The following is a 20,059-nucleotide window of genomic DNA, read 5'->3' as shown; positions in this document are numbered from 1 at the left end:
CGCTTCACTGTCAGACTTAATCGTTAATGATGGTCACGATACAGGGTTTTTTACGCGTTATCGCGGGGTGACGCACTGGCGCATTTAACGCAAAAAATACTGTACAACACCGCTGTGACGTCCATCATCCCTTCGGTCTTGTGAAGAGGACCAGTATGCCCAGAATAATGTCGCCAATCACCCAAATGCCGCCAATAGCCATGACACCTAAACCGGCACCGATCGCAGCACCCGCTCTTTCCGCATCAGAAGCCGCGTTGTTGACCACCTCGCCGCTTCCACTTAATCCGGCAACAAGGCAGTAGATCATGAGAATGTTAAACAGGATGAAAGCCCATTTGATGACTTTGCCAAAGAACGAACGGCGTGGTTTTCTGAGCTGTTTGGCACATGACGGACAACGTAATGCTGAATCACTTACTTCCTTATGACACTCCGGGCAGCTGACTAAAGCCATAATCACTCCTTAATTTATGTGATTAACAGTTACAAATGGGCGGCATTTTATAAGATTTTTACGCATTGACAAGATTTATGTGGCTGTTTTTTATGGCGTTGCTTTGAGTGCCGTGCTTGTGCACGTGCGGCCTGGGGCAGAGGAAGAGCTGCCAACGTAAGCAACATAAGGGAAACAGGAATCAACGCGCGGTCTCTGAAGCCTGACGATGAGCAGGCTCAGACCTCAGAAACGGGGTGATGTGCGCTATAGTTTCTCAGGAAAGCGGGTCAACATAGTGAAGTGAAACCAGGGTGATAAGGCAGAGGCTAAACAGGTAAACTGAGTATTAAGCCAGCAGCGTGCAAACGTTGTTTTCATCATCCCGCTAACTGTTAAGGGGAAGGGCAGGGAACCCATTATGAATATTAGTGCCGTAGCGAAAAAGACCGGACTGACCAGCAAGGCTATTCGTTTTTATGAGGAGAAGGGCGTCGTGACGCCCCCGTTGCGCGGGGATAATGGTTACCGGCATTACAATACGCATCATCTTGATGAGCTGAATCTGCTGCGCCAGGCGCGCCAGGTTGGCTTTACGCTGGATGAATGCCGCGAACTGGTTGCGCTGTTTAACGATCCTGAACGTCACAGCGCCGATGTGAAGGCACGTACGCTGCAAAAAGCCGATGAGATTGCTGCGCATATTGAAGAGTTGCACGCCATGCGCGCACGTTTGCTGGCGCTGGCGGCAGCCTGTCCGGGCAACGACAGTGCAGACTGCCCCATCATTAATGACCTGGCAGGTTGCTGCCGTCAGGCTGACGGCAAACGTGGCTGAATACGTAGCGTGATGCCTTCAACGGCCACGATGACCACTTCGGTTCCGGCAGGCAAATTGTGTTCGGCCTGAACGCGCCAGCTGCTGTCACCGATGGGCACATGTCCGATACCGTTTTGCAGCGTCTGTTCCAGCGTCAGGTGTAAACCAATCATCTGGCTGCCGCGCTGATTCAGTGAACCGGGCTGCTGCTGACGTTCGCGGTAGCGCAGCCAGCGAGACCATAAAAATACGCTGACCAGTGTGAACAGGGCAAACAGCATCCCTTGTGCGGCCCAGTTCATGGGGAGAAACCAGACTACAAGGCCAACCAGCATGGCGGCCAGCCCGCTCCAGAGCAGATAACCACTGGTACCCAGCATCTCAGCCGCCAGCAGTAAGCCGCCCAGCGTCAGCCAGAATCCGTGCGGATGCGCCACAATTTCGCTGAGCATCAGCGCGTTGACTCGCTACGGGTTTCTTTTAACAACTCACTGATACCGCCAACGGCGCCCATCAGGCTGCTGGCATCCAGCGGCATCATCACCACTTTACTGTTGCTGGATTCGCCAATTTTTTGCAGCGCGTCGGTATATTTCTGCGCCACAAAGTAGTTCACGGCCTGGATATTGCCTGAGGCAATGGCGTCCGACACCATTTTTGTCGCACGGGCTTCCGCTTCAGCCTGGCGCTCACGCGCTTCTGCCTGAAGGAAAGCTGACGTTCTTTCCCCTTCCGCTTTCAAAATCTGGGCCTGTTTCTCTCCCTCCGCGCGCAAAATCTCTGCCTGACGCACGCCCTCCGCCGTTAAAATATCGGCACGTTTGGTGCGTTCGGCCTTCATTTGCGCATTCATAGCACCGATCAGCTCCTGCGGCGGCCGGACATCGCGGATTTCGATACGGGTGATTTTTACGCCCCAGGGATTGGTGGCTTCGTCCAGAATATGCAGCAGGCGCGTATTAATGCTGTCACGCTGGGACAGCATCTCGTCAAGTTCCATGCTGCCCAGCACGGTGCGCATATTGGTCATAGTGAGATTGAGGATAGCCAGTTCAAGATTACTGACTTCATAGGCAGCCCGCGCCGGATCGATAGCCTGAACAAAACAGACGGCGTCGATGGTCACGTTCGCATTATCTTTGGAGATGATCTCCTGGGAGGGAATATCCAGCACCCGTTCCATCATGTTGATCTTATGCCCGATACGATCCATGAAAGGCACGACCAGACTCAGGCCGGGCTGCAGTGTACGGGTATAACGACCAAAGCGTTCAACTGTCCACTGGTAACCTTGCGGCACAATTTTCACGCCGGACCAGACAATGACCAGTGCGACCAAGATAAGAACGGGAATAACCGTGAACATATAACCTCCGGGTTGTCAGCGTGACGGGCCAAGTCGTTCGGCCCGTTTTCTGCTTACCTCAGTAAAGCAGGGAGTAAAGCTGGCGGCGGTAGCGTGCAGCGAGGGCGTCGCCGGTGCCTAATGCAGCCAGAATCTCCTGCAACATTTTACGCGCCTGGCCATCTGCAGCATTCAGATCGCGTTTGATAAAACTAAATAACAGTTCCAGCGCTTCTTCATTGCGTCCGACCTGATGCAGCTGAAGCGACAGTTTGGTTGCCAGTTCGGCGTTGTCCGGATCACTTTCCAGCTGCGACTGCAACTGCTGAATTTCTGGCGTGTCAGCGGCCTGTTTCAGCAGGTCGATCTGCGCGACCAGGCTTTGATAACGGGTGTCCTGATCCTGCAGGGGAACGGCCTTTAATACGGTTTCAGCTTCGTCGCTACGATTTAACGTAATCAGCACTTCTGCCAGCAGAAAGCCGATTTCGCTGTCTTTATTACTGAGCTGCCAGGCGTCTTTCAGCAGCGGCAGCGCGTCCAGCGGTTTGCCTTCCTGCATCAGCGCCATCGCCTGTTGGGCTTTTAGCTCTTCTTCGCGCGGCAGCACTTTTTCCAGCAGGGCGCGCACGGCCTCTTCTGGCTGCGGCCCCTGGAAGCCATCGACGGGCTGGCCATTCTGGAACAGGTAAACCGTGGGAATGGAGCGTAACCCAAACTGTGAGGCAACCCGTTGTTCCTTGTCACAATCCAGTCTGGCAAGAATAAACTGGCCTGCATATTCCTGCGCCAGGCGTTCCAGCAGTGGCGTCAGTTCCTGACAGTGTTGGCTGCGATCCGACCAAAAGTAGAACAGCACCGGAATCTGCATTGACTGCTCAAGGGTCTGATGCAGGTTGGATTCGTTAATGTCGATAATCGAAGCGTGTGGTGACATGACTAAGTCTCTTTGCAGAAAATGTTTAAAGAATATGGGGCCGACCGACCCGGCTTCAAGTTGTATTCGCGGATTCGCCTCACTGACTGCGAATTATGCGATCCAGTATCCAGCCAGGCAGCAGACGTTTCAACAGGCTCATGATATGCGCGACCAGCGTCACCGGATAACGCAGGCGAGGATGGTTGCTCTCCAGTGCGTGGCGCAGTTTGGGTAAAATGGCCTCAGGTGGTAATGTAAAACGTGCCGCAAGGCCCGGATTTTGCACCGGATTATCCTGCTCACCCTGAGTAACATTATCCGTGAAGCGGGTATGAATGGGGCCCGGTTCGATTAAACTGACACGCACGCCACTGGTATGCAGTTCCATACGTAACGCGTCGCTCCAGGCTTCCAGCGCGTATTTACTGGCCGCATAAGCGCCGCGGCCCGGCGTCGAAATAATGCCCAGCACCGAGCTGGTATTAATGATTCGGGCATTGCCCCAGGCCTTTAAGGCCGGGAGCAGGCGCAGGGTGAGCTGATGAGTGCCGAACACATTGCTGGAAAACTGCTTTTCCAGTTGCTGGCGCGTCAGGGTATTTAAGGGACCATAGGTGCCAAATCCCGCATTGTTAAACAGCGCAAACAGTCGGCCATGCGTCAGCGCCAGTACCCTGTCGGCAGCGCGATCAACGCTGTCAGGATCGTCCAGATCCAGCTGCAGCCCTGTGAATCCCAGGCTGTCCATCCGTGCGACATCGTCGGCTTTACGACAGGCTGCGATGACGTGATAGCCGCGTGCCAGCAGATCTTTGGCGGCGACCAGACCAATCCCGCTGGAGCAGCCCGTTATCAAAATGGTTTTTTGCATGCGTTACCTTTTTTGCACAACTACTGCTTAACTAAGGGAGCCAGCTCTTTTGCCATCAGGTCGGCGATAAACGGTTGGGCATCAGGATTGGGGTGAATCCCATCCTGCTGCATCCATTCCGGTTTCAAATAAACCTGCTCCATAAAAAAGGGCACTAAAGCAATGTCGTACTGTTTTGCCAGTTGCGGATAAATATCGCGGAAGGCATCAGTATAACGGCGGCCATAGTTCGCGGGTAAACGTATCTGCATCAGAATCGGTTTTGCCTTTGCGGCTTTCACCTGATCGATGATGGTGCCCAGCGTTTGCGCCACGTCTTTGGGAGGAAAGCCGCGCAGACCGTCATTACCGCCCAGTTCGATTAACACCCACTGCGGCTGATGTTGTTTTAATAGGGCAGGTAAGCGTGCCAGCCCTTGTGCGGCGGTATCGCCACTGATACTGGCATTCACGACGCTGGGCTGCTGCTGCCACTGTTTATTCAGCAGGCTGGGCCAGGCCTGACTGGCTGACATTTGATAGCCTGCGCTCAGGCTGTCACCCAGCACCAGCAACGTATCGGCCGCAGCAAGACGGGACACCAGCAGACAGCACAATAACAGGAAAGGATAATGCCAGCGGAAAACATTCTTGAAGTTCATCATCTTACTAAGTCCGTGGGTCAGGGAGAGCATCAGTTAACCATCCTTACCGGAGTTGAGTTAGTTGTCAAACCAGCAGAAACGATAGCCCTGATTGGCGAGTCAGGATCCGGTAAATCTACCTTGCTGGGCATTCTGGCCGGGCTGGATGACGGCAGCGAAGGTGAAGTGCATCTGTTGGGGCAGCCGTTACATCACATGAACGAAGAACAGCGTGCCGCGTTGCGCGCGAAGCAGGTCGGGTTCGTGTTCCAGTCATTTATGCTGGTGCCCACGCTCAACGCGCTGGAAAACGTCCAGTTACCTGCACTGCTGCGCGGTGAGAGCGATCGGCAGAGCCGCGATCAGGCGCGCGATCTCCTGACGCAGTTAGGCCTGGCCGGGCGTTTACAGCATCTGCCTGCGCAGTTATCCGGCGGCGAACAACAACGCGTTGCGCTGGCGCGGGCGTTCAGCGGCCGTCCGGGGCTGCTGTTTGCCGATGAACCCACAGGCAATCTGGATCGCCACACCGGCGATCGCATTGCCGACCTGTTATTTTCCCTCAATCGCGATTTTGCCACGACGTTAATTCTGGTTACCCACGATGCGCAGCTGGCGGCGCGTTGTGACCGCCGTTTGCGTCTGCGCGAGGGAAAATTATGGGAGGAAAAATGATCTGGCGGTGGTTCTGGCGTGAGTGGCGCTCGCCCTCATTATTGATCGTCTGGCTGGCGTTAACGCTGGCTGTCGCCTGTGTGCTGGCGCTGGGATCGATTAGCGATCGCATGGAAAAGGGGCTGAGCCAGCAGAGCCGGGATTTTATGGCGGGCGATCGCACGTTGCGCAGCAGCACGGCGGCGCCGGCGGCATGGCTGGATAAAGCCCGCGAAATGGGGTTATTAGTCAGCCGACAGTTAAGCTTTATGACCATGACTTTTGCCGGTCAGACACCGCAGTTGGCTGCGGTGAAAGCCGTAGAAAACACTTATCCGATGTTTGGTGAGCTGAAAACGCAGCCGCCAGGCCTGAAGCCCCAGCCCGGTACCGCGCTGGCCGCGCCGCGTTTAATGGCACTGCTTAATCTGCACGTCGGCGATGAACTGGATGTGGGCGATACCACGCTACGTATTACGGGTGAGGTTATCCAGGAGCCAGATGGCGGTTTTAATCCGTTTGAGATGGCCCCGCGTTTACTGATTAACCTGGCTGACGCGGATAAAACCGGTGCCATCCAGCCCGGCAGTCGCCTCACCTGGCGCTACAAATTCGCAGGCAAGCCTCAGCAACTGGACACGTATGACCGCTGGATAACGCCACAGATTAAAACCGGGCAGCGCTGGATCAGTATTGAAAATTCGGAAGACGCGCTGGGCCGCTCCATGCAGCGTGCCCAGCAGTTTTTGCTGTTATCTGCTCTGTTAACGCTGATGCTCGCCATTGCCGCGGTGGCGGTCGCCATGAGTCACTACTGCCGCAGCCGCTACGATCTGGTGGCCGTGCTGAAAACGCTGGGTGCCACGCGCGGCGCGTTACAACGATTGATCATCGGTCAGTGGCTGGCGGTGTTGCTGCTGGCCGCCCTGGCCGGTGGCGCAGTCGGTCAGGTGGTTGAAGCCATCCTGATGGCGATGTTGAAACCGGTGCTGCCGGCGTCTCTGCCAGCGGCCAGCCTGTGGCCGTGGGTGTGGGCGATCGGTTCGCTGTTTATGATTTCCCTGCTGGTGGGATTACGTCCTTACCGCTTGCTGCTGGCGACACAGCCGTTACGCGTGTTGCGACGCGATGCCGTTGCCGCCGTCTGGCCGCTGAAAATCTATCTGCCCGCGATGGGCTTACTGGTGGTGGCGCTGCTGGCGGTACTGGTCGGCGGCAGCAAAATGCTCTGGGCACTGCTGGCGGGCGTAATGGTGCTGGCAGGGCTGCTGGCCCTGCTCGGCTGGGGCACATTACTGCTTCTGCGTCGTTTGTCCGTACGTAATCTGGCGCTGCGGCTTGCCATTAATCGTTTACTGCGTCAGCCTGCTATGACGCTGAGTCAGCTTGCCGCCTTTTCCCTGTCGTTTATGTTACTGGCGTTGCTGCTGGTGATGCGGGGTGATCTGCTGGATCGCTGGCAGCAGCAGTTGCCCGCAGACAGCCCGAACTTTTTCCTGCTCAATATCACGGCGGAGCAGATTCCGCAGGTGCGTGAGTTTCTGCAGTCGCATCAGGTTAAACCTGAAACCTTTTACCCGATTGCGCGCATGCGCCTGAGTGAGATTAACGGTCAGCCTGCCGATCCCGCACGGGACAACGCGCTGAACCGCGAACTGAATCTGACTGCGCTGGCAACGCTTCCCGATCATAATCCGCTTGTCGCGGGGAGCTGGCCGCCGAAAGCCGGAGAAGTGTCCATGGAGGTGGCGCTGGCCGATCGCCTGGGGGTAAAACCGGGCGACAGTTTGACCTTTGAGGGCGATACGCAGCGGTTCAGCGCCAAAATCACCAGTCTGCGAAAAGTGGACTGGGAAAGCCTGCGCCCCAATTTCTTCTTTATTTTTCCCCCCGGCGCGCTGGACAGCCAGCCGCTGACCTGGCTGACCAGTTTCCGTCTGGACAACCGTGCCGCATTACTGGCGCAGCTTAACCGCACATTTCCCACGCTGAGTCTGCTGGATATCGGCAGTATCCTGCGTCAGATTGGACAGGTTCTGACCCAGGTCAGCCAGGCACTGGAAATCATGGTAGTGCTGGTCACGGCCTGCGGTGTATTGCTGCTCATGGCGCAGATTCAGGTGGGGATGCGCCAGCGCCGACAGGAGCTGGTCGTCTATCGCACGCTGGGCGCGGGCAAACGTCTGCTGCGCACTACGTTGTGGTGTGAATTTGCGCTGATTGGCGTCGTCTCGGGCATTGCGGCGGCGCTCGGTGCTGAGGCCGCACTCTGGGCATTGCAGCGTAAAATCTTTGATTTTCCGTGGCAACCCGACTGGACATTGTGGCTGGCCTTACCGCTGGGCGGCGCGCTCTTACTGTCGCTCTGTGGTGGCTGGCTGGGCGTGCGTTTGTTGAAAGGCAATGCGTTGTTCAGGACATTTGACGCGACGTAAAACCGACCGGGCGCGATGATACTGCGCCCGGTCGTGAACAGATTTACAGCTTGGCTGCTGCCCAGCGAATACCGCTGGCATACCCGGCAGGTAACAGCGGCAACAAGGCCTGCAAGGCGGCAGCGAGACGGCTCTGGTCGCTGTCGGTCAGGTTGAGGTGACCGACTTTGCGTCCTTCACGCACCGCTTTGTCGTACCAGTGCAAATGCACCAGCGGCTGCTGGAGCCAGTCAGTATTTAACGCTGTGCCAATCAGGTTAACCATCACTGAGGGCGCAATGACCACGGGCTGTGGCAGAGCCAGACCCAGAATAGCGCGCAGGTGAAGTTCAAACTGACTGATTGAGGCCCCGTTCTGAGTCCAGTGCCCGCTGTTGTGAACGCGAGGCGCCAGTTCGTTAATCAGCAATCCCTGCGGCGTGACAAAGCATTCCATGGCCATGACGCCGACGTAGTTCAGCTCGTGCAGGATAGCGCTTAACATCGCCTCAGCCTGCTGTTGCTGCGCGGCATCTGCCTGCGGGAACGCAACGCTGGTACGCAGAATGCCTTCTTCATGCAGATTATGTGTCAGCGGATAAAATACGGTGCTGCCATCATGGCCGCGCGCGCCGACCAGCGACACTTCCCCCGAGAAGTTAATGCCTTGTTCGACAATGCATTCACCATAACAGTCGTCGGGTAACGTATCGGTTTCACCGGCACGTAACCGCCATTGGCCACGACCGTCATAACCGCCCGTGCGGCGCTTAACAATAGCCAGTTCGCCCAACGTTTTGAAAACTTGCGGCCATTCACCTTTGTCCGCCAGCAGTTGCCAGGGGGCAGTCGCCAGACTGAGCTGATCCAGCAGCTGTTTTTGCGTCAGACGGTCGGCCAGCCGCGGGAAGATATCGCGATTCACAAAGGCCGGGTGGCTCGCGAGTTCGCGCGTCAGTGCCGTCTCGGGCCAGCGTTCGATCTCAGCCGTAATCACGCTCCCGGCGATAGGCAGGGCAGCAGGGTCGGCATCCAGGCCAACCGGATGCACGGCAATGCCCATAGGCTCGCCCGCCTGACGTAACATACGGCCAAGCTGTCCGTTACCCAGTACGCAAACCGGCTTCATGCTTCCTCCCGCGGGTCCGGATTGTCCAGTACCTCATCGGTCTGTGACTGACGCCAGGCGGCCAGACGTGACGCCAGCGCGCTGTCATGAATCGCCAGAATCTGCGCCGCCAGCAGGGCTGCGTTAGCGGCGCCCGCTTTGCCAATGGCCAGCGTGCCGACCGGAATGCCGCGTGGCATTTGCACAATCGAGTAGAGGCTGTCGACGCCGCTCAGCGCGGCGCTCTGTACCGGCACACCGAGTACCGGCAGCAGGGTCTTGGCAGCCAGCATCCCTGGCAAATGCGCCGCGCCACCGGCACCGGCAATAATCACCTGAAAACCGTTGTCCGCTGCGGTTTCCGCAAAGCTAAACAGTTTATCCGGGGTACGGTGCGCTGACACCACTTCCACATGGAAGGGCACGTCCAGGCTGGTAAGGATTTCCGCAGCGAACTGCATGGTGGACCAGTCACTTTTGGAACCCATAACAACTGCGATGCGGGCCGGGGCGGCATTCGACGACATGCGGTCAACTCCTGTGAATAAAAACACACCTGACCAGGCGGACAGGTTTTGAAGGGCACAGAGAATACCATGAGAAAGGCGCAAGGAAAACGGTTGCGTCGGGCGGGTTAGCGTCAGACGATAAGCTTATCGCATCAGGAATGCATACGGCCTGAGTGAGACAACTCAGCTCACCGCAGGGCGGGGAAGGCAGGCGGCAGGGCGTGAACGCGTTTCACTATGCTGGCCTGCCGCCCGTTCGCACAGTCCCCGGGTACCTTGCGCCGCTCGACGGGCCTCAGCGCAGGTGTGCAACGCGATGTCACCGGACGACTAAAAATCGAAGTCGATGAGCTGGATGCCGTTTGCATCCAGTTGGATCATTGATCCCCGGCTGTGCCAGGCACCCAATACCGCGCGCTGTGCGGGGGCTCCGTTCAGCGACACATCATGGATAGCGGGGCGGTGCGTATGACCATGAATCAGTAAAGGCACCTGCTGACGTACCATCGCATCGACCACGGCCTGTTGATTGACATCCATAATCTCCAGCGACTTATGCTGGTTGGCCTGTTTACTGTTGGCGCGCATCCGTGCCGCAATCCGTTTACGAATAAACAGCGGCAGCGTCAGGAACAGACGTTGAATCCAGAGATTATGCACTTTCGCCCGGAACTGCAGATAACCCGCATCGTCGGTGCACAACGTATCGCCATGCATAATCAGAAGTCGGTGACCATAAAGCGTCAGAACCTGCTCCTCGGGCAATAAGGTCATGCCGCTGGCGCGGGCAAAGCGTTTGCCGATCAGAAAATCGCGGTTGCCGTGAATAAAAAAGACCGGCACGGGCAGGGCATGAAGGGCGCTGGCAACCTGTTGATGCAGCGGATTCGGATCGTCATCACCGATCCAGGCTTCGAACAGATCGCCCAGAATATAAAGCGCGTCGCAGTGAGGCGCTTCGCGCTGCAAAAAATGCAGAAAACCGGCGGTAATCGCCGGTTCTTCCTGACACAGATGGAGATCTGCGATAAACAGCGTGCGCGACATTACTCGCTAACGGTCACTTTCTGAATGATGACGTCATCTTTCGGTACGTCCTGATGCATACCGCTGCGACCAGTTGAAACCGCTTTGATTTTCTCTACCACGTCCATCCCTTCAACCACTTCAGCAAATACACAGTAACCCCAGCCCTGCAAGCTTTCGTCACGGAAGTTCAGGAAGTCGTTGTCCGCCACGTTGATGAAGAACTGTGCGGTCGCAGAGTGCGGCGCAGAGGTACGGGCCATGGCCAGCGTGCCTTTGGTGTTTTTCAGACCGTTGTTGGCTTCGTTACGGATCTCTTCTTTGGTGGCTTTCTGCTTCATGCCAGGCTCAAAACCGCCGCCCTGAATCATAAAGCCGTTAATCACACGGTGGAAAATGGTGTTGTCGTAGAAACCTTCACGGCAGTAATCCAGGAAGTTCTTTACGGTTGCGGGCGCTTTGTCATCGAAGGTCTTGATCACGATATCGCCATGGTTAGTCTGGAAAGTTACCATTTTTTTCGTCCTGTAAAGGTTGTCGTCAGTAGCATAGGGTGTGCTTTTAAGCGCACACGCCTTTTTCTCGAACGTTCTTATATCATAATTTCCGATAATACGTCAGCCAGGCAGCGCAGTTGGCTTGCTTTGCGTCGCGTGACAGATAAAAATACGGCACAATGACAGGATACTCAAAACGGTGCGTTACGCACGCCTCACTACGGAAACCCCCAATGCTGAAGATTTACAACACCCTGAGTCGACAAAAAGAGGAATTCACCCCTATTCATGCTGGCAAAATCGGCATGTATGTCTGCGGCATCACGGTGTATGACCTCTGTCACATTGGGCACGGGCGCACGTTTGTGGCCTTCGACGTGGTTTCGCGCTATCTGCGCTACGTCGGTTATGACGTCAATTATGTGCGCAACATTACCGACATTGATGACAAAATCATCAAACGAGCCAATGAGAACGGCGAGAGCATCGAAACGCTGACCAACCGTATGATCGGCGAAATGCACAGCGACTTCGATGCGCTGGGGATTTTACCGCCGGATGTGGAGCCGCGTGCCACGCGCCATATTCCTGACATCATTGCGCTGGTGGAAACGCTGATTGCCCGCGGTCACGCCTATGTCGCGGATAACGGCGATGTCATGTTTGATGTCCTGAGCGATGTTGATTATGGCGCACTGTCGCGTCAGGATCTGGAGCAGCTACAGGCAGGTGCGCGTGTAGAGGTTGCCGACGTGAAACGTAACCCGATGGATTTCGTGCTGTGGAAAATGTCCAAAGCGGACGAACCTTCATGGCCATCGCCGTGGGGCAACGGTCGTCCGGGCTGGCACATTGAATGTTCGGCGATGAACTGCAAACAGCTGGGTGCGCACTTTGATATTCACGGTGGCGGTTCTGATCTGATGTTTCCCCATCATGAAAACGAAATCGCCCAGTCGACCTGTGCCCACGATGGTCCGTATGTGAATTACTGGATGCATTCCGGCATGGTGATGATTGACCGTGAAAAGATGTCGAAGTCACTGAACAACTTTTTCACCGTGCGCGATGTGCTACAGCATTATGATGCCGAAACCGTGCGTTACTTTCTGATGTCGGGCCACTATCGCAGCCAGCTAAATTATGGTGAAGATAACCTGAACCAGGCACGCGCCGCGCTGGAACGCCTTTACACCGCGCTGCGTCATACTGACCGCACCGTAGCGGCCAGCGGTGGCGAGGCGTTCGAAGCCCGTTTCCGCGAAGCAATGAACGACGATTTCAACACGCCAGAAGCCTATTCGGTGCTGTTTGATATGGCGCGTGAAGTGAATCGTCTGAAAAGTGAAGACATGACGGCCGCCAGTGCGCTGGCAGCAAAACTGCGTGAAATCGCCAATGTATTGGGGATTCTGCAACAGGAGCCGGAAGTGTTTTTGCAAAGCAGTGCCCAAGGCAATGACGATGAAGTGGCTGAAATTGAACACTGGGTCAAAGCCCGCGCCGATGCGCGTGCGGCGAAAGACTGGGCGCAGGCGGATGTGGCACGCGATAAGCTCAATGCGCTGGGCGTGATTGTGGAAGACGGCCCGCAGGGTTCCACCTGGCGACGTAAATAACACGCAACACAGGAGAGGGCGAGCAATCGCCCTTTTTTGTCGATGACGATAAAGCAGATTCACATTCGCGGTTTCCGTTCGGTACGCGATCTCACGCTTCCGCTGCACCCGCTCAACGTGGTGAGCGGTCCCAACGGCTGTGGTAAATCCAATCTTTATAAAGCGGTGCGGCTGCTGCACGAGGCGGCTAACGGACGGCTTGCGCTGGCGCTGGCCGAAGAGGGCGGGGTGCAAAAAGTGATGTGGGCGGGCGGATTGCGCCGTGGCGACCGCCGACATGATCCTAAGCGGCTCATTCTGGCCGTGACGATGGATGATATGGATTACCAGCTGGAAACCGGTTTTCCTGAACCGCTATCAACCAGCCTGTTTAACCTGGATCCGCTGGTTAAAGAAGAACGCATCTGGCTGAGTGGCCAGCAGCGCCGACCGTCTTCCTGCATTATGCAGCGCACTAATCAGACCGCCTTTCTGCATAACATCGACGGAGAGCGCGTCAGTTATGCTGGCGTACTGCATCCTGAAGAATCCCTGTTTGGACAACTGGGGGAGCCGCACCGCTATCCCGAACTTTCCCGGATGCGTGAACGCCTGAAAGCATGGCGCTTTTATCATGAGTTTGCCGTCTGGCCAGGTTCACCGATTCGTTCGCCGCAGATTGGCGTGCGCGCACCCGTTCTGGCCCATGATGGCAGTAATCTTGCCGCAGCATGGGCAACGATAGTGGAACGTGGGCATCATGAACTGTTGTATAAAGTGATGAAAACAGCCTTCCCGGACACTGAGTTTCAGGTGAATGTGCAGAACGGACGTTTTCAGATGCTGATGCAGCGCCAGGGCATTTTGCGCCCGCTGGAAAGCGCCGAATTTTCCGATGGTACGCTGCGCTTCCTCTGCCTGGTCGTGGCGCTGCTCAGCCCGCGCCCGCCTGCCTTTATGGCGCTGAACGAGCCTGAAAACAGCCTGCATGAGGATTTACTGCCTGCCCTTGCCGTCCTGATTGCCGAGGCCAGTCAGTTCAGTCAGTTATGGATCACCAGCCATTCACCCCGGCTGGCGACGCTGATTGCACAACATGCAGAGGTCAGTCACATTGCGCTGGAGCAGGTTAACGGTGAGACGCGGATAGTGGGAGAGGCGCGGATTTAAGGTGCCCCGCCTGGGGCACCAGCGGATCAGGCAACAACGGTAACGCGCTGCCCGGCAAACTCGACCGTTTGCCCCTGAAAGATTTTGCAGCGCTTACGGGTTTCGACTTCGCCGTCGACCCGCACGTCGCCGTCACCGATCGCCACTTTAGCCTGTGCACCGCTTTCTACCCAGCCTTCAAGTTTCAGCAGATCGCAGAGATCAACGTGGGGAAATTTGCCCAAAGAAAACGTAGCCATTATGCCTGCTCCCCATCATGAAACGCTTCGCATGCCTGCAAGGTATTTTGAATAAGTGTCGCCACGGTCATTGGCCCTACGCCACCCGGAACCGGGGTGATATAAGAAGCACGTTCAAAGGCAGCCTCATAATCCACATCCCCGACCACTTTGCCGCTTTCAAGACGGTTAATACCGACATCGATGACGATTGCGCCCGGTTTAATCCAGTCGCCCGGAATAAAATGGGGTTTACCGACCGCGACAATCAGCAGATCGGCGTGTTCAACATGGTGGCGCAGATCGCGGGTAAAACGGTGCGTGACGGTGGTTGTGCAGCCGGCTAACAGCAGTTCCATGCTCATGGGACGGCCCACAATGTTTGATGCACCGACAACCACCGCATTGAGCCCGTAAGCATCAATGTTGTAGCGCTCCAGCAGTGTCACAATGCCGCGCGGGGTGCACGGGCGCAGTTTTGGCGCACGCTGGCACAGGCGACCAACGTTATAGGGATGGAAACCATCAACATCTTTATCGGGCGTGATGCGCTCAAGCACTTTGACGTTATCAATGCCGGCTGGCAAAGGCAGCTGCACCAGAATGCCATCGATCGTGTTGTCGCTGTTAAGAGTATCAATCAGCTGCAGCAATTCCGCTTCACTGGTAGTGTCGGGCAGATCGTAAGAGCGGGAGATAAAGCCGACTTCTTCACAGGCGCGGCGTTTGCTGCCGACATAAATCTGTGAGGCAGGGTTCTCACCTACCAAAACTACGGCCAGACCCGGTGCACGTTTACCGGCGGCCAGGCGTTGTTTCACTTTTTCTGCAACCTCAAGCCGTACCTGCTGCGCAATCGTTTTACCGTCAATAATTTTTGCTGCCATCAGAGCGTAAATCCACTGTGTTGAGTTTGAATCGGGAATGGCGCCTATTTTGTCAGAAGCACGTCCGGCTGTCAGGTAGAGATTCTGACCACAGTGTGGTTACCGACATTTCGCCGTGACGAAAGTATGGGTTAACGCTTATGATGCCAGACAGAGAAATGAAGGGAAGACGTAATGATTTGGTTAATAATCGCCACTTTAGTTGTCGTGTTTGTTATAGGCTTCCAGCTGCTGACCGCCGGTTCGCGCCATGCCGCGCAGGCGCTCAGTAAGCGTCTACAACTCCCGCCGGTTCACATCGAATCCATGCTTTCCCTGATGGGAAAGGAGGCGGCAAAAGAGTTTACCGACTACATCAGCGGTGATAATGAAGCACATCTGAATAATGGTGCGGCAGTGCTGGTAATCTGGCAGGTGATGATTGTCGATGGCAGCGATGAAAATCTCTGGCGCTGGCACGGCGCACTCAGCCGGGCAGGCTTTACCGCGACGATTTCCCGCCAGCAGTTGTTGCTGGCATTGGGCTTTTTGCGCCAGCTGGAACCGGATAGTCATGAGCTTAATGCGCTACGCAAGCAGTATAATACGCGCGTGACTCAGCAAGGCGTTGAGCTGGAAGGTGAAACCGCCGAGGTGAGTAACCTGGTGTCGCTGAGCGCCTGGCGAGACAAACATTAGCGAAAATTGGTCATTACCTGGGCACTCACTGCGTCGGCGCGGCAAAAACGTTGACGTAACAGCGTTCAACCGTATAATTCGACCCAACCTCTCCGCGCCCTTAGCTCAGCTGGATAGAGCACCGGCCTTCTAAGCCGTAGGTCACAGGTTCGAATCCTGTAGGGCGCGCCACTTTCTCTTCTGTTTACATCCCTTAAAGTCTACTTTTCCCTTAAAAATCAGAACATAAATCTTTTAACTGGTCCATTTCGGTCCAAGGTCACCTATTGCGTTCTTATCCAATATGGGGGCACGATAGGGGGCATCGACAGGTTCAATGGAAATGATGCCCCCAAATGAAGCTAACAGCCCGACAAATCGACTCTGCGAAGCCAAAAGAAAAGTCATACAAACTTTCCGATGGTGGTGGTATGTATCTTGAAATATTTCCAAACGGAGCCAAAAGCTGGAGACTCAAATACCGTATAGCTGGTAAAGAGAAGCGGGTAGTGTTTGGGACATATCCGTTACTGAGCCTCGCAGAAGCCAGACAGAAGCGCTCAGAAGCTAAGAAGCTTCTCCTGGAAGGCGGAGACCCGAGTCAGCAGAAGCAGGATATCAAGGCTGCAAAAATTTTGGCTGTTAATAACAGCTTTGAGCTTATCGCTCTTGAATGGCATGAGCACAAGAAACCATCATGGTCAAAAGGTTATGCTACAGACATCCTGGAATACCTGAAGAAGGATATTTTTCCTCACATTGGTAAAAGACCTATTGCAGACATTAATACAAAAGAGATGCTCGATGTTTTTCGCAAGATGGAAAAACGGGGAGTTCTCGATAAGCTAAAGAAAACCCGTCAGGCATGTCGCCAGATTTTTACCTATGCAGTCATTTCTGGCAGGGCTGAGCACAATCCCGTATCAGATTTAGTCGGTGTGCTCAAAGCACCAAAGCAAAAACATTTTCCACATTTGTCAGTAACAGAACTGGGCGAGTTTCAGAGACAACTGGAGCAATATTCTGGTAGCAAAATCACTCAAATAGCTACTCAGCTTCTCATGCTAACTGGATTGAGGACGATTGAGCTTCGCTCAGCAGAATGGACCGAGATAGATTTCGAAAAACGTCTTTGGCAGATTCCTGTTGCTCGCATGAAAATGAAAAGACCACATATGGTGCCTTTATCTGATCAAGCTCTCAAGCTTCTTGAAGACTTAAGAGTGATTACTGGCGGATTCAGATTTATTTTTCCCGGCAGAAATGACTCACGAAAAAGCATGAGTGAAGCCAGTATCAATCAGGTAATCAAAAAGATCGGCTATGCAGGAAGGGCTACAGGACATGGCTTTCGACATACTCTAAGCACGATCTTGCATGAGCAAGGCTTTGAAAGTGCATGGATTGAGACACAGCTTGCTCATGCCGACAGAAATACTATTCGTGGCACCTACAACCATGCTCAATATCTGGAAGGGCGTCGTGAAATGATGCAATGGTATGCCGACTATCTCGAAGAATTGCAGAGAAATATTAATTAACCAAAGGTCTGAGTATGAAAACAGCCGAGATATACACAGAGCTTCAGAAATGGTTCAACTACGATAATTATCTTGAAATCGAATTATGCACATTAAAAGCCTTCCATAAGGAGTTACAGGTAAGAAAGAACATCCTCGATTCAATTGAGTTTTTTGGGGAAGGCGATGATAATTTTGACCAGATTCTTGCAGGTAAACCTTTAATCAGTAGAACAATTGAACTCGACACTCATCTGGCAGAAAGCCAAACGCACATACGACAAGTCACCTTTGGTCATATTGAAAGTCTAAAAAGATCTCTTGAAATGTTCTCGCAAGAATCGTTTGTCAAAGGTAGTGATCAACTTAAGAAAGAGGTCAGTGAGAAGCCACTTACTCAAAGTATGAGAGCCGTTGTTCTGGGAACAAACGAAAGCCGTGTGTATACCTTCTTTGACCTCGAAAGCTCATCGGATGACGAAATCATAGGCTCGCTTCGTGCACTACTTCCGGTATGGAGGAAAGAGTATGGAATCAAGGGCAGGAAGCAAGAGGCTTTCGGTCTGGGAAAAATTCTAAAGTTGGTTGACTACCGTATCCTTCCAATGCTGGATCTGCTTATATGGGCAAAATTGAAAGATATTTATCTTTCAAACACCATCCTTTCCAGAGTGCTTTATCCTAAGCTCACAGATGAGGTTCGAGGAGATGAACAACTCAAAGACACTGATCGTCCAATAGCTGAGAAAGCTCTGTCAGGTGAAACCAGTAAAAATATTGAGAGTTTCATCAACAAGAATCGTCATCTTAGCGATTTGTCATTATCACAATTGAGGAAACTTACCTGATTATAAAAAATCTTTGTAATAATAACATCATCCAATAGTAGTAAGAATTAGATGCTCAAACTGAAAAAAAGGGGGATGCAATGTTTTGTAATAAATGTGGTTCATCAATATCCGATTCTAATAACTTTTGTGGGCAATGCGGTGAGAGCTTAAGAGTTATAAAAAATGAAGTAAATCACTCTACGGCAGGTGATAATGGATTTAGCGCCGGGCAATACAATAATTTTACGGGCAATACTATTAATTTAGGTGTTAAGGATGAAAAGCCAATAGCTATAATTGATAGAAAATATGAAAAACCTGTTAAATTAATGGGCAAGCACATAAAAACAGTTTGGTTAATAGTAGCAGGGTTAGTTGGCTTTTTGGCTAATTTAGCAACGATTTTTACATCAATCGGAACCCCGAGTAACAATAATTTATTATTCGGACTGTTACTTGGCTTTAGTGTTTTACTTTTTAGTTTGGGTTTTTTATTGAGAAGGTTTCGTTTTGTGCATTTACTTTTCGGAACAAATGTCGAATCCGATAAATCCGGGTATGTATACATTACAAAAGTAGGAGGTGATTGTCCCCTTTGTGATGGGCAATTAAAACTTAGGAATTTCGGCCCTAAAAACAAAAAACAATTGTTATTATGTTGCACAAGAAATCCTGAACATCGGTCTCCTTTTGATCCGACTATATTAAAGGACTTATAAATTAAATATTCCAGGCCTGTGATAAAGGAAATTAATCTCAGGCTATGTGAAATATTAAATACAGTGGGTTACACCGCAAATGTTCGATGTCCTACAGCACAAGGGTGGAAGAGAACTGGTTTTCGGAATCTAAGTTTATCTATTTCCATAAAATGCAATCGATGTCAAGAGAGTGCGAAGAATTATTATTCTCCCCCACAATAGTTCTTTAACTATCACCCACAAGAAACAATGTCCACTACATCCCTTCAAAGCCTGTTCCCGTCTACTTAGTATCAACTCATCGACAAGACGAGGAGATACAATCATGAACACATCTACTAAACAAACCACACGACTTATCCGCTTACCAGAAGTCATGCATAAAACAGGTTACAAGAAAGCATGGATTTACCGATTGATTTCTGAAAATAAATTCCCTAAACCTATCAAGCTGGGGGCAAGGTCTGTAGCTTTTATTGAGATTGAAGTCGATGAGTGGATTTCTGACACCATTAGCAATTCGAGAACAGCTTCATAGTTAGGCTCCAGACGAAGAACATCGACAAAGTGAGGACAATGTGGAAATCAAAGAATTCATGAATATTGGGAGCCTTTCTCGGCTTGTGAGTCAAAAAACTTTTGATAAGATTTTTGATGCTGAAGCTATCAGGTTATTACCTATGAATACATTGAGTAAGAAATCCGTGGCCTGTTTAAGCTATTACCTCGAAGATAGCGAATACAATCCATTTCAGTTTTTACCTGAGTTAAATGAAGAGAGCCGAAACTATATCTATGAAACCATACTGTCAGTGATTAAATGTAATGAGCTACTCAGAAAGTTATCGAAGAAAATCACTAAGAATGAAATTAATATTGCTGTGAAAGAGACTGAAAAGTGCGAAGGCCATGTATTGCTCTGTAGCTTAAGTGTGCAAAAAGGGATGCTAGACCATTATGTGAAAACAATGCCGGATCTTCTGCCAGATGAAGATTCATTTATGACAGATGATATTGAACTTCTTAAGCTAAGCACTGAAGATATAACAAAAATTTTGCTGTGTGACATGTTGGAAAGAGGAGCATTGATGATTCATATGGGAGATGAACTCCGTAGTAAAGCTAAAAATATTCAAGAGGAATACTGGAATGAAGTAGAAAGTATTTACAATGGACGAACAACAATACAAATTACTATTTAAAATATCATCATTTTAAAAATGTAAAGTTTTAAGTTTAAAAAATAGTAAAATTTA

The 20,059-nt window shown here is 52.4% G+C and carries 23 protein-coding genes and 1 tRNA gene; 12 read left to right on the top strand and 12 right to left on the bottom strand.

Going from position 1 to position 20,059, the window contains the following annotated elements; genetic code table 11:
* Positions 1 to 124: 124 nt before the first annotated feature.
* Positions 125 to 457 carry a seryl-tRNA synthetase class IIa gene (locus RAC60_RS12290; RefSeq protein ID WP_033738713.1) on the bottom strand — a complete coding sequence of 111 codons (333 nt, stop codon included), beginning with the start codon at positions 455 to 457 and terminating at the stop codon, positions 125 to 127.
* 400 nt (positions 458 to 857) lie between these two features.
* Here RAC60_RS12290 and cueR point away from each other — a divergent pair, with 400 nt between their 5' ends.
* Entirely contained in the window at positions 858 to 1,274 is a 417-nt protein-coding gene (cueR, locus tag RAC60_RS12285) for a Cu(I)-responsive transcriptional regulator (RefSeq protein WP_006117867.1), read from the top strand.
* Here cueR and RAC60_RS12280 read toward each other — a convergent pair.
* The 5 genes from RAC60_RS12280 to tesA form a co-directional block, all read right to left on the bottom strand.
* Positions 1,250 to 1,708: an NfeD family protein gene (locus tag RAC60_RS12280; RefSeq protein ID WP_375093859.1), complete on the bottom strand. Its 459-nt coding sequence runs from the start codon at positions 1,706 to 1,708 to the stop codon at positions 1,250 to 1,252. The genes cueR and RAC60_RS12280 overlap by 25 nt on opposite strands.
* Positions 1,708 to 2,622 (bottom strand): SPFH domain-containing protein, encoded by a 915-nt coding sequence (locus tag RAC60_RS12275; protein WP_006117865.1) that lies wholly within the window; start codon positions 2,620 to 2,622, stop codon positions 1,708 to 1,710. The genes RAC60_RS12280 and RAC60_RS12275 overlap by 1 nt, the downstream gene beginning before the upstream one ends.
* A gap of 58 nt (positions 2,623 to 2,680) precedes the next feature.
* On the bottom strand, positions 2,681 to 3,538 hold the full coding sequence (locus tag RAC60_RS12270; RefSeq protein ID WP_006117864.1) for a co-chaperone YbbN: 858 nt from the start codon (positions 3,536 to 3,538) through the stop codon (positions 2,681 to 2,683).
* A gap of 79 nt (positions 3,539 to 3,617) precedes the next feature.
* Entirely contained in the window at positions 3,618 to 4,391 is a 774-nt protein-coding gene (locus RAC60_RS12265; protein ID WP_033738720.1) for an SDR family oxidoreductase, read from the bottom strand.
* 20 nt (positions 4,392 to 4,411) lie between these two features.
* On the bottom strand, positions 4,412 to 5,035 hold the full coding sequence (tesA, locus tag RAC60_RS12260; protein WP_174250603.1) for a multifunctional acyl-CoA thioesterase I/protease I/lysophospholipase L1: 624 nt from the start codon (positions 5,033 to 5,035) through the stop codon (positions 4,412 to 4,414).
* Here tesA and ybbA point away from each other — a divergent pair.
* Positions 5,003 to 5,689 (top strand): putative ABC transporter ATP-binding protein YbbA, encoded by a 687-nt coding sequence (gene ybbA, locus RAC60_RS12255; protein WP_058701138.1) that lies wholly within the window; start codon positions 5,003 to 5,005, stop codon positions 5,687 to 5,689. The two genes, tesA and ybbA, sit on opposite strands and share 33 nt — an antisense overlap.
* Complete coding sequence (ybbP, locus tag RAC60_RS12250) at positions 5,686 to 8,103, top strand: putative ABC transporter permease subunit YbbP (RefSeq protein ID WP_375093898.1); 2,418 nt, start codon at positions 5,686 to 5,688, stop codon at positions 8,101 to 8,103. Before ybbA ends, ybbP begins: the two co-directional genes overlap by 4 nt.
* A gap of 43 nt (positions 8,104 to 8,146) precedes the next feature.
* Here ybbP and purK read toward each other — a convergent pair whose 3' ends face one another.
* From purK to ppiB, 4 genes are all read right to left on the bottom strand, one after another.
* Positions 8,147 to 9,211: a 5-(carboxyamino)imidazole ribonucleotide synthase gene (purK, locus tag RAC60_RS12245; protein ID WP_375093856.1), complete on the bottom strand. Its 1,065-nt coding sequence runs from the start codon at positions 9,209 to 9,211 to the stop codon at positions 8,147 to 8,149.
* Entirely contained in the window at positions 9,208 to 9,717 is a 510-nt protein-coding gene (gene purE, locus RAC60_RS12240) for a 5-(carboxyamino)imidazole ribonucleotide mutase (RefSeq protein WP_006117858.1), read from the bottom strand. Before purE ends, purK begins: the two co-directional genes overlap by 4 nt.
* A gap of 312 nt (positions 9,718 to 10,029) precedes the next feature.
* Positions 10,030 to 10,746 carry a UDP-2,3-diacylglucosamine diphosphatase gene (gene lpxH, locus RAC60_RS12235; RefSeq protein ID WP_164483032.1) on the bottom strand — a complete coding sequence of 239 codons (717 nt, stop codon included), beginning with the start codon at positions 10,744 to 10,746 and terminating at the stop codon, positions 10,030 to 10,032.
* Positions 10,746 to 11,240, bottom strand: a complete 495-nt coding sequence (gene ppiB / locus RAC60_RS12230) for a peptidylprolyl isomerase B (RefSeq protein WP_006117856.1) — start codon at positions 11,238 to 11,240, stop codon at positions 10,746 to 10,748. The genes lpxH and ppiB overlap by 1 nt, the downstream gene beginning before the upstream one ends.
* A gap of 215 nt (positions 11,241 to 11,455) precedes the next feature.
* On the opposite strand from ppiB, the gene cysS reads away from it, so the two are divergent.
* Positions 11,456 to 12,841, top strand: coding sequence for a cysteine--tRNA ligase (gene cysS / locus RAC60_RS12225; RefSeq protein ID WP_054634387.1), 1,386 nt, complete (start codon positions 11,456 to 11,458; stop codon positions 12,839 to 12,841).
* A 42-nt stretch (positions 12,842 to 12,883) separates the two neighbouring features.
* Complete coding sequence (locus RAC60_RS12220) at positions 12,884 to 13,990, top strand: AAA family ATPase (RefSeq protein ID WP_375093897.1); 1,107 nt, start codon at positions 12,884 to 12,886, stop codon at positions 13,988 to 13,990.
* 26 nt (positions 13,991 to 14,016) lie between these two features.
* Here the strand turns inward: RAC60_RS12220 and ybcJ are convergent, their stop codons facing one another.
* Both ybcJ and folD read right to left on the bottom strand, forming a co-directional pair.
* A complete protein-coding gene (gene ybcJ / locus RAC60_RS12215; protein ID WP_039338457.1) occupies positions 14,017 to 14,229 on the bottom strand; it encodes a ribosome-associated protein YbcJ in 213 nt (70 codons plus the stop codon).
* Positions 14,229 to 15,095 carry a bifunctional methylenetetrahydrofolate dehydrogenase/methenyltetrahydrofolate cyclohydrolase FolD gene (folD, locus tag RAC60_RS12210; RefSeq protein WP_006117852.1) on the bottom strand — a complete coding sequence of 289 codons (867 nt, stop codon included), beginning with the start codon at positions 15,093 to 15,095 and terminating at the stop codon, positions 14,229 to 14,231. Before folD ends, ybcJ begins: the two co-directional genes overlap by 1 nt.
* Before the next feature lie 174 nt (positions 15,096 to 15,269).
* Between folD and RAC60_RS12205 the strand changes: the two genes are divergently transcribed.
* The 7 genes from RAC60_RS12205 (at position 15,270) to RAC60_RS12175 (ending at position 20,005) form a co-directional block, all read left to right on the top strand.
* Positions 15,270 to 15,773 carry a DUF1198 family protein gene (locus RAC60_RS12205; protein ID WP_375093853.1) on the top strand — a complete coding sequence of 168 codons (504 nt, stop codon included), beginning with the start codon at positions 15,270 to 15,272 and terminating at the stop codon, positions 15,771 to 15,773.
* A gap of 94 nt (positions 15,774 to 15,867) precedes the next feature.
* Positions 15,868 to 15,944 (top strand) — tRNA-Arg (locus RAC60_RS12200).
* A 164-nt stretch (positions 15,945 to 16,108) separates the two neighbouring features.
* Positions 16,109 to 17,293, top strand: a complete 1,185-nt coding sequence (locus RAC60_RS12195; protein WP_375093851.1) for a tyrosine-type recombinase/integrase — start codon at positions 16,109 to 16,111, stop codon at positions 17,291 to 17,293.
* A 14-nt stretch (positions 17,294 to 17,307) separates the two neighbouring features.
* Positions 17,308 to 18,120 (top strand): DUF6387 family protein, encoded by an 813-nt coding sequence (locus RAC60_RS12190; RefSeq protein ID WP_054634382.1) that lies wholly within the window; start codon positions 17,308 to 17,310, stop codon positions 18,118 to 18,120.
* A gap of 80 nt (positions 18,121 to 18,200) precedes the next feature.
* Entirely contained in the window at positions 18,201 to 18,821 is a 621-nt protein-coding gene (locus RAC60_RS12185; RefSeq protein ID WP_112899915.1) for a zinc ribbon domain-containing protein, read from the top strand.
* Positions 18,822 to 19,128: 307 nt separating this feature from the next.
* Entirely contained in the window at positions 19,129 to 19,341 is a 213-nt protein-coding gene (locus RAC60_RS12180) for an AlpA family transcriptional regulator (protein ID WP_111208571.1), read from the top strand.
* 40 nt (positions 19,342 to 19,381) lie between these two features.
* Entirely contained in the window at positions 19,382 to 20,005 is a 624-nt protein-coding gene (locus RAC60_RS12175; protein WP_375093849.1) for a hypothetical protein, read from the top strand.
* Positions 20,006 to 20,059: the final 54 nt, after the last annotated feature.

The sequence above is a fragment of the Pantoea sp. BR_17 genome, from assembly GCF_041955125.1.
GTDB classification, from domain to species: domain Bacteria; phylum Pseudomonadota; class Gammaproteobacteria; order Enterobacterales; family Enterobacteriaceae; genus Pantoea; species Pantoea stewartii.
The sequence above is the reverse complement of the archived record's forward strand: the minus strand, read 5'-3'. Positions and strand labels throughout refer to the sequence as shown.

Bases quoted from the DNA above. Each gene is read 5' to 3' on its own strand.
- RAC60_RS12185 (WP_112899915.1), top strand. From the start codon at position 18,201: ATGTTTTGTAATAAATGTGGTTCATCAATATCCGATTCTAATAACTTT.
- RAC60_RS12190 (WP_054634382.1), top strand. From the start codon at position 17,308: ATGAAAACAGCCGAGATATACACAGAGCTTCAGAAATGGTTCAACTAC.
- ppiB (WP_006117856.1), bottom strand. From the start codon at position 11,240: ATGGTAACTTTCCAGACTAACCATGGCGATATCGTGATCAAGACCTTC.
- lpxH (WP_164483032.1), bottom strand. From the start codon at position 10,746: ATGTCGCGCACGCTGTTTATCGCAGATCTCCATCTGTGTCAGGAAGAA.
- tesA (WP_174250603.1), bottom strand. From the start codon at position 5,035: ATGATGAACTTCAAGAATGTTTTCCGCTGGCATTATCCTTTCCTGTTA.
- RAC60_RS12195 (WP_375093851.1), top strand. From the start codon at position 16,109: ATGAAGCTAACAGCCCGACAAATCGACTCTGCGAAGCCAAAAGAAAAG.
- folD (WP_006117852.1), bottom strand. From the start codon at position 15,095: ATGGCAGCAAAAATTATTGACGGTAAAACGATTGCGCAGCAGGTACGG.
- RAC60_RS12270 (WP_006117864.1), bottom strand. From the start codon at position 3,538: ATGTCACCACACGCTTCGATTATCGACATTAACGAATCCAACCTGCAT.
- RAC60_RS12220 (WP_375093897.1), top strand. From the start codon at position 12,884: ATGACGATAAAGCAGATTCACATTCGCGGTTTCCGTTCGGTACGCGAT.
- RAC60_RS12275 (WP_006117865.1), bottom strand. From the start codon at position 2,622: ATGTTCACGGTTATTCCCGTTCTTATCTTGGTCGCACTGGTCATTGTC.
- RAC60_RS12290 (WP_033738713.1), bottom strand. From the start codon at position 457: ATGGCTTTAGTCAGCTGCCCGGAGTGTCATAAGGAAGTAAGTGATTCA.
- ybbA (WP_058701138.1), top strand. From the start codon at position 5,003: ATGCCAGCGGAAAACATTCTTGAAGTTCATCATCTTACTAAGTCCGTG.
- ybbP (WP_375093898.1), top strand. From the start codon at position 5,686: ATGATCTGGCGGTGGTTCTGGCGTGAGTGGCGCTCGCCCTCATTATTG.
- purK (WP_375093856.1), bottom strand. From the start codon at position 9,211: ATGAAGCCGGTTTGCGTACTGGGTAACGGACAGCTTGGCCGTATGTTA.
- RAC60_RS12265 (WP_033738720.1), bottom strand. From the start codon at position 4,391: ATGCAAAAAACCATTTTGATAACGGGCTGCTCCAGCGGGATTGGTCTG.
- cysS (WP_054634387.1), top strand. From the start codon at position 11,456: ATGCTGAAGATTTACAACACCCTGAGTCGACAAAAAGAGGAATTCACC.
- RAC60_RS12180 (WP_111208571.1), top strand. From the start codon at position 19,129: ATGAACACATCTACTAAACAAACCACACGACTTATCCGCTTACCAGAA.
- purE (WP_006117858.1), bottom strand. From the start codon at position 9,717: ATGTCGTCGAATGCCGCCCCGGCCCGCATCGCAGTTGTTATGGGTTCC.
- RAC60_RS12280 (WP_375093859.1), bottom strand. From the start codon at position 1,708: ATGCTCAGCGAAATTGTGGCGCATCCGCACGGATTCTGGCTGACGCTG.
- RAC60_RS12205 (WP_375093853.1), top strand. From the start codon at position 15,270: ATGATTTGGTTAATAATCGCCACTTTAGTTGTCGTGTTTGTTATAGGC.
- cueR (WP_006117867.1), top strand. From the start codon at position 858: ATGAATATTAGTGCCGTAGCGAAAAAGACCGGACTGACCAGCAAGGCT.
- ybcJ (WP_039338457.1), bottom strand. From the start codon at position 14,229: ATGGCTACGTTTTCTTTGGGCAAATTTCCCCACGTTGATCTCTGCGAT.